The sequence below is a fragment of the Algibacter lectus genome (assembly GCF_900112395.1).
Classification (GTDB): domain Bacteria; phylum Bacteroidota; class Bacteroidia; order Flavobacteriales; family Flavobacteriaceae; genus Algibacter; species Algibacter lectus.
On the sequence record NZ_FOLN01000016.1, the window covers coordinates 50449 to 65432 of the forward strand.

A 14984-nucleotide genomic window follows, 5' to 3' on the forward strand; every position below is an offset into this window, starting at 1 on the left:
TTGCAAAAAAATAAACAACTCTATGTTATCAGTTTCAAATCTTTCTGTTCAATTCGGAAAACGTATTCTATTTGATGAAGTGAGCACTACATTCAATAATGGCAATTGCTATGGTATTATTGGTGCAAACGGATCGGGAAAATCTACTTTTTTAAAGATCATTTCGGGTAAAATGGAACCAACCTCTGGGCATGTTTCTTTAGAGGCAGGTAAGCGTATGTCGGTTTTAGAACAAAACCACAACTTATATGATGAGAGCACAGTGTTAGAAACTATTTTAATGGGGAATAAACCTTTATTCGACATTAAAACTCAAATTGATGCACTATATGCCGATTATACAGATGAAAATGCTGAGAAAATTGGCGAACTTCAGGTGCAGTTTGAAGAAATGGATGGTTGGAATGCAGATAGCAATGCTGCCTCTATGCTTTCTAATTTAGGGATTAAAGAAGAATTTCATTATACTTTAATGGCCGATTTGGATGGTAAACAAAAAGTACGTGTATTACTAGCACAAGCTTTATTTGGAAATCCAGATGTGCTTATTATGGATGAGCCTACCAATGATTTGGATTACGAAACTATTTCTTGGTTAGAAAACTTTTTAGCTAATTATGATAATTGTGTGATTGTAGTATCGCATGATAGACACTTTTTAGATGCAGTTTGTACACATATTTCTGATATTGACTTCGGAAAAATAAATCATTACTCAGGTAACTATACATTTTGGTATGAGTCGTCTCAATTAGCAGCACGCCAACATGCACAACAAAACAAAAAGGCTGAAGAGAAGAAAAAAGAATTAGAAGAGTTTATACGTCGTTTTTCTGCCAACGTTGCAAAAAGTAAACAAGCAACCAGTAGAAAGAAAATGATTGAAAAATTAAATATTGGAGATATTAGACGTACAAGTCGTCGTTATCCAGCTATTATTTTTGAGCGCGAAAGAGAAGCTGGAGATCAAATTTTAAATATTGAAGGCTTAACAGCATCGTTAGAAGGAGAATTGCTTTTTAAAGATATTGACTTAAACTTAGCTAAAGGCGATAAAGTAGTTGTGTTCTCTAGAGATTCTAGAGCAACAACAGCATTTTATCAAATTATAAATAACAATGAAAAAGCTGATGCTGGTGAATTTGCTTGGGGTGTAACAACCACGCAATCTTATTTACCGTTAGATAATAGTGAGTTTTTTGAAAACGATTTATCATTAGTAGATTGGTTACGCCAATGGGCAACTACAGAAGAAGAACGTGAAGAAGTACATATTCGTGGTTTTCTAGGTAAAATGATTTTTAGTGGAGAAGAAGCGCTTAAAAAATCAAACGTATTATCTGGAGGAGAAAAAGTGCGTTGTATGCTTAGTAGAATGATGATGGTACGGGCTAACGTGTTAATGCTAGACGAGCCTACAAACCACTTAGATTTAGAAAGTATTACAGCGTTTAATAATTCACTTAAAAACTTTAAAGGATCTATGTTGTTTACAACACACGATCACGAGTTTGCGCAAACCGTTGCTAACAGAGTAGTGGAGTTAACTCCAAATGGTGTTATAGATCGTTACACTACTTTTGATGAATATATGCAAGACAAGAAAATTAAGGAATTACGTGATAAAATGTACACGGTAAAAGCTTAAATATTTAAGCTACCTTTATGTAAATTGTGATTAAAGTTTATTGAAACCTAGTTTCAATAAACTTTTTTTTTACTTAAAAATGAAGCGCTGCCTACTTCTGTTTTTCATTTATAGGCATAAAAAAAAAGGACCTTTAAAAATAAAAGTCCTTTGGGGTCGTGGTAAGTCATTGTGGTTTTAATCTGTTGTACTTAAAACCAAATTTTTTGTGTTTAGTTGAGATAAAAATTCTAAAAATGAAAAACCAAAATAATTAATTAGGCATTAAGCATAATGTTTATTACGATTTGGTTTAGTATTGGTACCTCTGGCTATTGCAGAAGCATTTTTACCCATTAAATTATCAATAACTTCCGTTGCACGATCAATTTCGTCTTGGTGTACTAAAATATCCTGTATGGTTTGGTTTAGATCTCCTGGATAATTAATACGTTCAAACTTAGATTTGGCTCTAATTACAGCGCAAATGTTTAGTTCTGCTAAATCATTGTAAACCCGCTGTACATCATTGAGATTTCCTGTAAATACTTTAATGTAGTTTTTCATTTTAGTTTGTTTTTAAAAGTTTATTCCTACAATATAGTAAATAATAGAATGTAATGAAAGTTGTAAAGCGTTAAAAATCAGTTAAGCTTATTTGTGTGCGCCAACAGTTATGTTAAGGTTCTATTTCTAAGTTTGTATTTTCAATAATAGACGTCGCTTTTGCTAGTTCGTCTTTGTGCACGTAAATATCTTGATGTCCATATACCGATGCCCCGAAACCAGCTAATCTAGCAGATTCGGTCTCGTCTTTAATTACAGCAGTAATGTTTTCGTTTTCTAAATCGGAAATAATTCGTTTTACAACAATAAAATCTCCACTGAATACTTTTATATAGTTTGAATCTGTCATAATATTATTTAGTTTAATGTTCTAACTAAATATACAACATTTTTAAACACAAAAAAAGCCGGCCATGGCCGACTTTTAATATTTAACAGGTGTTTAACTATCTTAATTCTGCACCAAGTTGTCTTTCAAAACTCGATTGCAGTTTGTTCATTATTTTATCAATTTGCTTATCGGTTAGCGTTTTATTTTCATCTTGAAGTGTAAAACTCACCGCATAACTCTTTTTTCCTTTAGGAAGATTTTTTCCTTGGTAAACGTCAAAAAGATTTACAGATTTTAGTAATTGTTTTTCGCTTTGTTTCGCTAATTTATAAATAGACTCAAAAGTTACGTTATCATCCAATAATAAGGCGAAATCACGCTTTACTTCAGGATACTTAGTAATGGCTTTAAAAGTAATTTTATTGCGCTTAACTACGTCTAAAATAGCATCCCAGTTAAAATCGGCAAAAATAACATCTTGGTTAATGTCAAAATGTTTTAAAACTTGTTTTTTAACTAACCCGAAATCTACTAAAGTGGTTTTTCCTAAACCTAGGCTTATACCTTCACTTATTAAATCGTTTTTAGTTGGTGCTTCATTAAACCTAGAAATACCTAAACGTTCTAAAATAGAAACAATGCTTCCTTTCATAAAAAAGAAATCGCTTTTCTGGTTAGGTGAAATCCAATTGTCTTGAGATTGGTTTCCTGTTGAGAATACAGCTAGATGCTTAAATTCTTCACGTTTATCTTGAAAACCATGATATGTTTTACCAAATTCAAAAAGTTTTAAATCTCCACGTTTTCTATTAATGTTAAAAGAAATAGCTTCTAAACCTGAAAACAATAAAGATTGTCTCATTACAGATAAATCATTACTCAATGGGTTTAACATGGTAATGTTGTGCTCTTCTTTTAATTGCTCGCTTAAAGCAGCATAATTAGGCGTGGTTAGCGAGTTAGAAAGTATTTCGAAAAACCCTTGTGATGCTAATTGATTCCCTACTACATTTTGAATTTTATAATCCTCAAAACGAGATGTTGCAGAAATAGAAGCGTTAAGTTTTTCAGTTGTTTTTACATTGTTATATCCGTAAACACGTAAAATTTCTTCTATAATATCAGCTTCACGTTGCACATCATTTCGGTATGCTGGTACGGTTAAACCTAATCCAGTTTCGGTAACATTATTAACTTTAATATCTAAAGACGTAAGAATGCGTTTTATAGTTTCCTTCGGAATTTCTTCTCCAATTAATTTTTCGGCATTTTCAAAGCTTAAACGCACCTCAAAATCTTGAATTTTCTTTGGGTAGAAATCAATAATATCGCTGGTAATTTCTCCGCCAGCTAATTCTTGAATTAATAAAGCCGCGCGTTTTAAGGCGTAACCTGTAATATTAGGGTCTATTCCACGTTCGAATCTAAAAGAAGCATCGGTGTTTAATGCATGTCTTTTTGCTGTTTTACGAACACTTACTGGGTTAAAATAAGCACTTTCTAAAAAGATACTTGTAGTATGTTCTGAAACTCCTGAATTTAATCCGCCAAAAACACCAGCAATACACATTGGTTTTTCAGCATCACAAATCATTAAATCATCTTCATGTAATTCACGTTCTACGCCATCAAGTGTTGTGAATTTTGTTCCAGCTGGTAAGGTTTTTACTTCAACTTTATTTCCTGCTATTTTAGCGGCATCAAAGGCGTGAAGTGGTTGGCCTAATTCGTGTAAAACGTAATTAGTAGCATCAACAATATTATTTATTGGACTTAAACCAATAGCTTTTAAACGGTGTTGTAACCAAGCTGGAGATTCTTGTACTTTTATACCAGAAATTGTAACACCGCAATAGCGAGGTGCCAATTCTTTATCTTGTACATCAATATCCATTTTAAGCGTGCGGTTCTCTACGTGAAAAGCACTAACTGATGGCGTAATGAGTTCTAAGTTTACATCTTTTTGAATTAATCCGGCTTTTAAATCACGAGCAGTTCCATAGTGGCTCATGGCATCGGCACGGTTTGGTGTTAATCCAATTTCGAAAACTTGATCGTTTTCAATATCGAAAATATCGGCTGCAGGCGTACCTACTTTTAAAGTTTCATCTAAAACTAAAATACCGTCGTGAGATTTTCCTAAGCCAAGTTCATCTTCAGCACAAATCATCCCGAAACTTTCTTCGCCTCTAATTTTTCCTTTTTTAATGGTCCATGCTTCACCTTCTTCAGAATACAAAGTGGTTCCTATAGTTGCTACAGGTACTTTTTGTCCGGCAGCAACATTTGGTGCGCCACAAACAATTTGTACAGGGCCATCTAAACCAATATCTACGGTGGTAATATTTAATTTATCGGCATTTGGGTGCTTTACGCAGGTTAAAACCTCGCCAACTACAACACCTTCTAATCCTCCTTTTACAGATTGATAGGCTTCTATACCTTCAACTTCAAGTCCTAAATCGGTAAGTAATTCGCTAGTTTGTTCTGGAGTCCAATCTGTATTTAAAAATTGCTTTAACCAGTTATATGAAATCTTCATAAATCATTTTCGTATTAAGCGAGCAAAGATAAAATATTTGTGCTTAGCTTTCAAGCAAAGGGTTGTGAATTGTTGACGGAAAATGTGAAATTGTTTAAGATAAAAATTTTATGAGGTAGATGCTTTTTTATTTGGTTTATATGGAAGCACAACAGATTGAGCTACATAATCATGAATGGCTTTCTTTTTTGAATTGCTGTTAACGGTTAGTAATGACACCCAACCTAAAAGTGATTTAGTCATAAAACGAATTATAGCAATGAGGAAGTTGATGTTTCTATTCTCGTTAGCTTCTTGTTTTACTACAATATCATTGAAAAAATGACCTAAAGTTGCGCCAAAAATGGAAACTAAAAGAGGTTCGTAAAGGATAAATAGACTAACAAAAACAGATATTCTTATATAATTTGGAATACTTTCAAAAAGATTAAAAACTTCCACAGCAGCATACATTAATACGATGATGGCAATACTATCGATTATAACGGCTTTTATTCTAGTGGATATTGGAGCGTATTTTGTTTGCATATTTAAATTTTTTTAAAAATCCCAAAAACCATTGAGGTAAGTAAGAGTCCTATTCCAAGACCCATAAAGGATCCTTTCATTAAATCCGTTAATTCCATAAATTGAGAAAATATTTGCGACGTAGAAATAACGAGCATTCCAATAGACATTAGAATTAATGTTTTTCTCTTGGTGGTATTTTTCATCTTAATGAGATTTTTGTAATTAGTATTCGGGTTTTAATTTTTGTTACAATACTCGTATTAAATTATTGTTAGTTACTATAGGTAAGTATTTTTTTACCAGTAGTTTAAGTGGTGGAAGTAATTAATTTTCAACAGTTTTAACTATCATTTTTTCTTTTATAAATTGAAACCTCACGTAAAGTAACAAATAACCAACTAATAACAACACCAATAAATGAACAAAACCATTGGTAATGTTATCTAGCTTAGCACCTTCAGTAGCTAAAGCATTAAATATATTGAAATAAGGTGTAGACGGTAATAAGTTTGCAAATAGTTGTAAACCTTGCGGCATGGAATCAATAGGCCAAGAATATCCGGAAACTAAGAATAGCGGGTAGGTAGAAAACGCCATAATTTCTGTCCAACCAATGGCTGTTTTAAAAAATGATGCAAATAAGGTTGTGTATATAATTAGAACAGAGATAAACAGTAAACTCAATAACAGATGTAAAAAGATAGAACCATTAAAACTAAGCGTGAAAAACGGAAATATTAATTTGTAGAAAACAAAAAAGTATATAATGTAAAGCAATATGTAATAAGAACTTTTTGCAGAAAGGATTTTAGTAAACTCAAAGAAGTTTAATTTTTCTGAATGATTAAAAAGGCCATGTTTAAATTCATGCACAATGCTTTGTCCAAAACCAATTATTAATGTTTGTTGAATAATTAAAATTAATAAAATAGGCAATAAATAATCGCCATAATTATTAGTAGCATTATAAATCGATTTAAAAACAGGCAGTATGGGCTGTGCTTTTTGTTTAGCAAGTTCTACGGGTATGTTATTAGAAACAAAATATTGCATTCTAACACCTCCAGCCACAGTTAAAATAACACTTTGAACGGCTTTATTAATTTCGTTTGAAGTTAAAAATTTAGTGTTGTTTAAAATGAGTTCTACCTGTGAACCATCTAAATTGATGGTTTTCCTTTGAAAGTTTTTCGGTAAAACAAGAATACCCTGAACCTCTAGATTATTAAAATGAAACATAGCATCTTCTATAGACGAATAGTGTCCTTCTACAGATATTTTTTCAGAAGTATTTACTAATTGAGAAACCTTTCTAGATAAATTTGAATGATCAAAATCTACCACCGCAATAGGGATTTCTGTAACGTTTTTTTCAGCGTAAATAGAGCCAATAAAAAAAGCATAGAGTATCGGTGCTACTAAACACGTAAGTAGTATGCTTTTGTCGTCAAAAATGAGAGCTAATTCACTTTTAAATATGGAAAACCATTTTTTCATACAGCTACTTTTTTATTACGAAACATAAATATGCTCACGGTTATAACATAGCCTACCAAAAAGAAAACCAACAAATTTACAGTCGGTTGTATTAAAAAAGAGAAAGGTGTGTTCATCTCCATGCCTTTTATAAAAGCGTTTAAAAAATGGGTGTAGGGTATAAGTTGGGCATACCAAGCATTAAAAGCTGGCATGGCCATAATAGGGAATGTAAAGCCGCTAAACACAAATGCTGGTGAATTGTAAACAAAAGATACATCCATGGCAATCGCTTCGTTTTTAAAAATTGTAGAAATCATAATACCCAACATGGCATTTGCCATAACAAAAGCTAAAACTACCCATAGAAAAGGCAAGGTGCTTTCACTTGAAGGAATGCCTAATAGCGGATGTACTACAGAGAAAATAAAAATAGCAACTATCAACCCGAGTAGGGTGTATGCTATTAATTTTCCTAAAATAATTTTAAAAACACTACCATTCGCGAGGTTTAATAATGCGTTATAGGTTTCATTTGAATATTCAGAATTAATAGATCTGGCAGCCAGAAGAAATACGATCATTTGTAATAAAACCGTGGTTAATCCCGGAACTAAATAATACAAATAATTATAATAAGCATTGTAAAGTGGTTTAGTGATTACCCTAATAGGCATAACCATTTTAATGGCTTTCTCGTGCGGAATTCCGTTAAGTTTAAAGGTTTGCAAATTAATTCCCGAAGACATGGTATTTATAAAAGTGGCGGCTTCTTTGTAAATAAGGTTGCCGTATATAATGTTTGAAGAATTGGTGTAAACCAATAATTTTTCTTGTTTTCCGTTTAAAATATTTTTCTGAAAATTCTTCGGAATTACATAAAACCCTTTAATTTCAGGATGATTTATGAAAATGTCGTCTATATTATCGTTAGAGTTCAAAAACTGAATTATGTTTAACTTCGGAGAAGCTTCCACATTGCTAATTACTTTTCTGCTTAAATCGGTGTGATCTAAATCTAAAACGGCAATAGAAACATTTTTTATAGCGCCTTCTTCATAAATAGCGCCTAGATAAAAGAAAACGCCAATAGGAATTACAAATAAAAGCACCCAAGCGGTAGGCCTTTTTTTAAGCCTTATAAACTCCCGTATTATTATTATTTGTAGTATGGTTTTCAAAATTGAATATTAAGACTCATGCCTGGACGTAGACCTTTAATTTTTTCTGAAGGTGTTAAATGAATTTCAAAAGTTTTCATATCCAATCGGCCTTTATCGGCAGTTGGAACCCAATCTGCAAAATCGGCCATTGGTGCAATATAAGTTACCTTAAATGTATGCGACTCATTATTAAAAGCTGGTAAGTTTCCTGAGATTTCTGTTCCCATAGAAAAATCTTTTAAAAAATCTTCCCTCACGTGAATTACAGCATATATTTCTTCTAATTTCTGAATAGTAAATATGGGGTAGCCAGCAGGCATCACTTCACTTTCTTCTGCTAATTTTGATGAAATTTCACCAGAAACGGGAGCGTAAACTTCTAATTCTTTATAATAAGCTTTCGCTTCACTTACTTTTCCTCCGGCAGCATTCATTTGGCCTTTGGCTGCTTTTTTGTCTTCAACTCTAGCACCTTCTTTTGCCATTTCAAACATATATTTGGCTGCATTCATTTGGTCGAAAGCCGCATCGCGCTTAAAGGTGATTTCATCCATTTGTTGTTGAGATATCAAACTGTCTTTAGCCATGGCTTCTAATCTTTTAAAAGATTTTTCTGCAAAGCTATATTGACTTTCTGCCATTTTATATTTGTCTTCTACGGCCGATAATTCTTGGCTTCTAGCTCCAGAGTTTGCTTTATCGCTTACCGATTTAGCAGCATCAAACATGCCTTCAGCTTGCTGAATTTTAGCATCCAGAATATCACTTTCAATAGTGGCGAGTAGTTGTCCTTTTTTAACTTGGTCGCCTAGCTTTACATAAATGGTTTCTATGCGACCAGGAACTTCGGAAGCCACACGGATTTCGGTGGTTTCAAATAAACCAACAAAAACACGATTTTCATTTTCGTTAGGTTTTAAAAGAAGCAACAAAAATATGCCGATAACGATAATTAACACCGGAACGATTAATATAAGAATTTGCTTTTTGTTTTTCATAATAGAATAAGTTTCTAATTTTTCAAATTTTCAATTTGTAAACTCCCTGTTGAGATTAATAAATCTAATGCAACCATACGTTGTTGTGCTACAAAATTGTAATAGTTAAGCACGGCATTTTGATATTCTGTTTCGGTTTGCAAGCGATCTGATATTGATATTAACCCTTCGCGGTAACTTTTAATTGCTAGATTTAAGCTGTTTTTGGCAACCTGCATTTCTTGCGCTTTTAATACCAATTGTTGGTTTTTAACATCAAAATTTACCTGTACTTTTTTTGCAAAAAGTTCTAGTTTTTCTTCAATATCACTTTTTTCTTCTTCAATTATATTTTTCTCAATACGTGCTATGTGTGTTTCGTTGGTATGTTTTAAGCCGCTAAATAATTCCCATTGCATACCAACACCCAAAAAGTAAGCTGGAGCTAATTCGAATTTATCTAATTCTAAATTTATATTTTCACCACCAGGAAGTGCGTAAGGGGTTTCTAAACTGGCATTAAATAAATTAGAGTAAGATAGGGAAGCCACCGCTTGAACCTTTGGTAAATAGGCGTTTTTGTTCATTTTTAACTTATAATCGTAAGCTTTTACAGAAGCGTTTAAGGCTTTTAATTCTGGACGATCACTAAAGTTTTGTCCTATGTTTTTTAACGTCCATGGCGTTAATTCGAAGCTGTAATTTTCTAAAGTTGAAATATTTACATCTGTTAGCATAGAAAGTTTTAAATATAATAAACTGAGATTGCCGTGAAGTTCTACTTTTTTGGATGCTAAGTTTAATTCGGCTGCCGTAATTTTATCTCGATCGTAGGGAATGGCTAATCCATTTTTTATGGCTGTTTTTACTCTTTCTTTTTCCTTTGCTAAGCGTTCTTCACTTTTGGTGATAACAATTTCAGATTGTTTTAGTAATTCAATTGTATCAAAAGTGTCAATAACATCTTTTATAATATCTGCTTTTTCAGCATGAAGCATAAAGTTTTTTGCTTTAATTTTTTCTTCGGTGGCTTTAGATCCATATTTTACTTGTAAGCCAGAAAACAGCAGGGCTTTGGCCGTTAAGTTTGCATTGAAAATTTGGCCTTGCGTATTGAATCTCGAGTCGCCTTCAAATAATTCAATACCAGTAATTGGTAACTGTAGCGTTGGGATGTCGATATCTATTCTACTCGATGCGTAGCCATACTTGGCATCGGCTTCTAGAGTTGGAATAAAGTTCTGACGGATAATTTTTCTTTCTATGCTGTCGATAGAAAGTTCATGAATTGATTTTTTTAAGGCATAACTTTTTTCTAAACTTCGGTTAATTAAATCGATTTCAATGACGCTTAAATTATTCTGGGCCATTAAAGAACTCATGCAAAAGAAGCTGAAGAAACTTATATAAATTAATTTTTTCATACAACACAAATAATAGAAGAAGTTAGTAAAACCATCATAGTAAAATAAAAATTTATATTATGGTTAATTAACGGTTACGTACAAGAATAGTACGGTTTTGCGTGCGAGGAATTTCCTGATGAAAATTAGACGTAGCAAATACGCTACTACCTTTATTTAAGCACTAAATTACGGAATTATTTCTATATGATGTAACCACATCGTTTTTATTTTTCTTAGAAAATAAGTTGGTTAATTTGGTCTCTTATAGAGAAAAGAAAAAGGACAATTAAAAGTGTAAAAAGACTCGTTTTGAATTTTACGTATTCTTTTTCTTTATACCTTTTCATGGTTTTGTAAACTAAAAAAAGGGCTAAAAGAATTATTGGAAGTGAATTTAATATGAAGTCCATATACCATAATTTGGCAATTCTACTTGAACTAGCACCGGAACCATATAAGAGGAAGAAAACTAAAGTTTCAATAAAAATTAGTAATAATAGAACTCCAAAGAACAATATTGAATTAATTACAATGCTGAGATAATTTGTCTTTATTTTGAGGAATTCTGATGGTTTCAATTAAGATTTTTTAGTTGATTTAATTGAGATTATAAGCCATAAACATCCACTGATAAAACAAGCTATTCCCAATAAAATTAATATCGTATTTGTCGGGTGGCCAATTTTGATTGTATAGCCAATTCCGGTAAGTAGCCAACTTAAAATGATTGTAATTATAGAGGTTATTATTTTTAATGTTCTACTCATTTTAAAAGTTAGGGGAGTGGTTTTAATTATTTTTATTTGTTTAATGCGAAACTACTTTCAAACCGATAATTGAAATAATTAATGTTGAAATAAAAAATATACGCAAAGTTGTTGCGGGTTCATTAAAAACAAATATACCAACTAAAACTGTACCTACAGCTCCAATACCTGTCCAAACGGCATAAGCTGTTCCAATTGGGAGGTGTTGCGTTACTTTTAAAAGAAGTGACATACTTATTACTAAACAAATAATGAACGCGATGTACCAGTATGTAGATTCTATTCCTGTTGCTTCTTTGGCTTTACCAAGTGAGGTAGCGAAGGCAACTTCAAAAAGCCCAGCAATTACTAATAGTATCCAATTCATTTATTTTTATGTTTTAGTATTGATGTGTTATTTTGAAAATTCATTTAAAATTTTCATTGCTTTTTCTGTGTCTTTTACATCGACAAAAATATGATCGTGATAATAAGCTGCAACAACATTGCAGCTTATTCCATTTTTAGATAAAGCATTAGAAAATGCGGCTGTTAAGCCAACGGCTTCTAGGGACGAATGTACTGTAAGTGTAATCCAAGATGCTATAAAAGAATACTCTAAACCCAATTGGTCTGCCACTTCTTTTTTAGTAATAATGGTAGTGCTTTCTTCTTCTTTAAAAGTCATTATAATTTGGCTCAATTTAATAAGCTCCAAACGTTCTGTTTTACAAAATACAAATTCGCCTAAATTGTGTTTAGGTTTCATTGATTTTAAAAGCATTTCTAAATTTTTTTCTCCGCTCATTTATTTAGTGCTTTTGTTTAATTTTTGTAGCTCTTTTAAGGTTGCTTTACCAACGCTATGTGCAGATTGTGGGTTTTGCCCTGTTACTAATCTTTGGTCTGTAACAACGTGTTCCGTAAAAGGAGTCGATTTTTCGAAAATAGCACCATGTGCAATTAATTGATCTTCTAGTAAAAAAGGAACCACATTTTCTAGTTTAACTTTCACCTCTTCTTCATTAGTAAAAGCGTTAACTTTTTTGCCGTCTACGAGATAGAGTCCGTTACTTAATTTAATGTTTACAATGCCAGCAGGACCATGACAAACAGCGCTTACTACGCCATTGTTTTCATAGATTTGTTTTGCTATTTCGGCAATTTCAGTATTGTCTGCAAAATCCCACATCGCTCCGTGACCACCTGCATAATGGATGGCTAGATAGTCTTCCGGATTTACTTCACTAGGTTTTTTAGTGTTTTCAATTTTGCTGCGATAAACGTCGTTATCCCAAAATTTCTTATTAATAGAATCATTCATGTTAAATGCATCTACCGGTGCTTTTCCTCCTTGTGGACTTACAAAATCAATCTCGTAACCAGCAGTATGCAATACATCCCATGGATGAGAAACTTCACCTAAATAATAACCTGTTTTTTCGCCAGTATTTCCTTTTTCGCTATGGCTGGTAACTACAAATAATATTTTTTTTAATGCTTTAGTTTCTGTTTTTACAGTAGATTTTTCTGTGTTGTTTTTATTATTACAGCCTATAAGAAGAAGCGTGAAAAGTGATAGAATAAGAAGTGTTTTAATTTTTATTGTATTTAACATATCTAAAATTTATTTTAAAATTAGGTTTTAGATTATTCCTGTTTTTTTAAAGGTAAAAATAATTTGATAACCTCTAATTAAGAATAATACTATGTGGCAAAAGTCTAAAACATTTTAAAGAAACCATTTAACAAATGATAAAAACGACATTTATTTTATGTTCGCTCTAATTCTACTTAAACTAACTTGGGTAATACCTAAATAGGAGGCAATATAAGATAATTGTACACGCTGTATAATACTGGGGTAATTTTCTAGAAGAGCCAAATATCTCTCGGTTGCAGTATTGAATTGTAAGGCAATAAGGCGTTTTTCTGATTTGATAAGTTCTAATTCTGAAAATTTGCGTCCCCAATTTGCAATTTCAATATCTTCTAAAAAGAGTTCATGAAGTTTTTCTGTTTTTAACTCGTAAAGATCACAATCTTCTAATAATTCTACATCTTCGTAGCCTTTTTGATTATTGACATAACTTTGCATAGAAACAATAGGATCGCCTTCTTGGCCAAACCAAAAAGTAATTTGATTTTCATCTGAAAAAGCATAGGCTCTTGCAATTCCTTTTTTTATGAAATAAAAACTGGTTTCAATTTTATTTGCTTTGAATAAAATATGTCCTTTTGGAAACTTGACTTCAACTATCGACTCTTTTATTAAACTTTTTGAAGACTTTGTTAACGGGTATATATTATCAATAATTTGATTTATTTCCATGTGTTTATTCGAAATCAGTTATTTACGATTAAGGTGTTTTGTTTAAATGTAGTATTTATTTATTTAAAGTTCTTTAATGTATCTTCAAACCACATTTGCAACACTTTTAACTTCTCTTTTTGCGAATATGTTGAAGTGGATATATAGCCATTTCTCCATTTGTAGTATTAAAAAAAGAATAAATATATACTATGGTTTTCGTTGTATCTGAAAGTTTAGCAATTAGAAATTCTGTTTTATTATTTTTTAAAAACTCTTTCTATTGTTTTTAGATATGTAAATTTAAGCACTCAATTTAGTAAATAAAACCGAATAGAAACTTCTTAACTCTTTTTATTAGTAGGGTAGAACTAGAGGTTATTAAACTAACTTTTCAATTATTTTATCCAGTTCAACTTCTTTTTGAGTGCCTATTAGAAACTTTTCTCCACTTAGAAGTTCAATAGCCAAACCTTTGTTTCCTTTCATATTGTATACGGTTCCATGTTTTGTCCAAGGACGGATTCCCCAACCTCCAACAAAGCCATAATTTACCATTTCAGCGCTTTTTATTTCTGTCCAATTCACTTGCTTCTTGATAAAGGGGAAGAAATTTATTCGGATTTCATTTTCGTTAATTTCAGTTTTTAGTCGCATAAACCAGAAGATTGCTATAAGGCAAAATACAGACACACTAAAAATAATTAAACCTAAATCGGACATAGGTTTATCTCCAAATTGTTTTCCGAGAATTAGCTGCTTGTAAATTCCTATAATCGGTATAATCCCGATTGTGATTAAAATAAGCCAAACCCACCATTGCGTAAATTTCTGATTTTCTTTAAACTCGATTTTCATTTTGTATATGGGGTTTTTTAAGCTTGTTTGTGATATCTATGATTAAAAATAGTTGCGGATTTGTGTGCGAGGATTTTCCGAAGGAAAATCAGACGTAACAAACACGCAACGACCTTTGATTAAGTACTAAGCCGCAATTATTTTTATACGGCTTAAGTTAGCATTTAAATAAAAAAGACTAATTTAAACATATAAAATAGAAAGCACAAAAGAGAGGAATAAGGTTAATTTATACGGAGAGACTACAGATCTCGTCAACATTGTAAATCCCCTCTCTTTTCTACACAGATTTCGAACAGTTCTGTGAGGCTTTTAGACCTCGATTTTAAGTCGTTGAAACTCGCGTAGTATGTCCTTTCAAAAAAATAATTTGTTATGAATAAAGATATTAAATATTTTGGTATTGACATTAGTTATTTAGTTTTTGATGTCACAGATTCAGATGGTAATTATTATCAGTTTAAAAATAA

15 protein-coding genes are annotated in these 14984 nt (G+C 31.9%); 1 reads left to right on the top strand and 14 read right to left on the bottom strand.

Going from position 1 to position 14984, the window contains the following annotated elements:
* Positions 1-22 precede the first annotated feature (22 nt).
* Positions 23-1648 (top strand): ABC-F family ATP-binding cassette domain-containing protein, encoded by a 1626-nt coding sequence (locus BM246_RS19165; protein WP_074940531.1) that lies wholly within the window; start codon positions 23-25, stop codon positions 1646-1648.
* A gap of 264 nt (positions 1649-1912) precedes the next feature.
* Here the strand turns inward: BM246_RS19165 and BM246_RS19170 are convergent, their stop codons facing one another.
* From BM246_RS19170 to BM246_RS19235, 14 genes are all read right to left on the bottom strand, one after another.
* Positions 1913-2194: a hypothetical protein gene (locus tag BM246_RS19170; RefSeq protein WP_052415382.1), complete on the bottom strand. Its 282-nt coding sequence runs from the start codon at positions 2192-2194 to the stop codon at positions 1913-1915.
* Between the two features lie 112 nt (positions 2195-2306).
* Positions 2307-2543 (bottom strand): putative signal transducing protein, encoded by a 237-nt coding sequence (locus tag BM246_RS19175; RefSeq protein ID WP_042504966.1) that lies wholly within the window; start codon positions 2541-2543, stop codon positions 2307-2309.
* A 97-nt stretch (positions 2544-2640) separates the two neighbouring features.
* Entirely contained in the window at positions 2641-5067 is a 2427-nt protein-coding gene (pheT, locus tag BM246_RS19180; RefSeq protein WP_074940534.1) for a phenylalanine--tRNA ligase subunit beta, read from the bottom strand.
* Between the two features lie 108 nt (positions 5068-5175).
* Positions 5176-5595, bottom strand: coding sequence for an RDD family protein (locus tag BM246_RS19185; protein WP_042499670.1), 420 nt, complete (start codon positions 5593-5595; stop codon positions 5176-5178).
* Between the two features lie 2 nt (positions 5596-5597).
* Complete coding sequence (locus tag BM246_RS19190) at positions 5598-5780, bottom strand: hypothetical protein (protein WP_074940537.1); 183 nt, start codon at positions 5778-5780, stop codon at positions 5598-5600.
* Positions 5781-5901: 121 nt separating this feature from the next.
* Positions 5902-7074, bottom strand: a complete 1173-nt coding sequence (locus tag BM246_RS19195) for an ABC transporter permease (protein WP_074940540.1) — start codon at positions 7072-7074, stop codon at positions 5902-5904.
* The gene (locus tag BM246_RS19200) at positions 7071-8234 is read right to left on the bottom strand and encodes an ABC transporter permease (protein WP_175489816.1); all 1164 of its coding nucleotides are present in this window, start codon (positions 8232-8234) and stop codon (positions 7071-7073) included. Before BM246_RS19200 ends, BM246_RS19195 begins: the two co-directional genes overlap by 4 nt.
* Positions 8231-9214: an HlyD family secretion protein gene (locus BM246_RS19205; RefSeq protein ID WP_074940543.1), complete on the bottom strand. Its 984-nt coding sequence runs from the start codon at positions 9212-9214 to the stop codon at positions 8231-8233. The genes BM246_RS19200 and BM246_RS19205 overlap by 4 nt, the downstream gene beginning before the upstream one ends.
* 14 nt (positions 9215-9228) lie before the next feature.
* On the bottom strand, positions 9229-10575 hold the full coding sequence (locus tag BM246_RS19210; protein ID WP_159140088.1) for a TolC family protein: 1347 nt from the start codon (positions 10573-10575) through the stop codon (positions 9229-9231).
* Between the two features lie 831 nt (positions 10576-11406).
* A complete protein-coding gene (locus BM246_RS19215; protein ID WP_042504983.1) occupies positions 11407-11733 on the bottom strand; it encodes a DMT family transporter in 327 nt (108 codons plus the stop codon).
* Between the two features lie 27 nt (positions 11734-11760).
* Positions 11761-12153 carry an ACT domain-containing protein gene (locus tag BM246_RS19220; RefSeq protein WP_042499655.1) on the bottom strand — a complete coding sequence of 131 codons (393 nt, stop codon included), beginning with the start codon at positions 12151-12153 and terminating at the stop codon, positions 11761-11763.
* Positions 12154-12963 (bottom strand): type 1 glutamine amidotransferase domain-containing protein, encoded by an 810-nt coding sequence (locus BM246_RS19225; protein ID WP_083415863.1) that lies wholly within the window; start codon positions 12961-12963, stop codon positions 12154-12156.
* Between the two features lie 150 nt (positions 12964-13113).
* Positions 13114-13677, bottom strand: a complete 564-nt coding sequence (locus BM246_RS19230) for a Crp/Fnr family transcriptional regulator (protein ID WP_074940549.1) — start codon at positions 13675-13677, stop codon at positions 13114-13116.
* 360 nt (positions 13678-14037) lie between these two features.
* Positions 14038-14514 (bottom strand): phosphoethanolamine transferase domain-containing protein, encoded by a 477-nt coding sequence (locus BM246_RS19235; RefSeq protein ID WP_042499651.1) that lies wholly within the window; start codon positions 14512-14514, stop codon positions 14038-14040.
* Positions 14515-14984 lie beyond the last annotated feature (470 nt).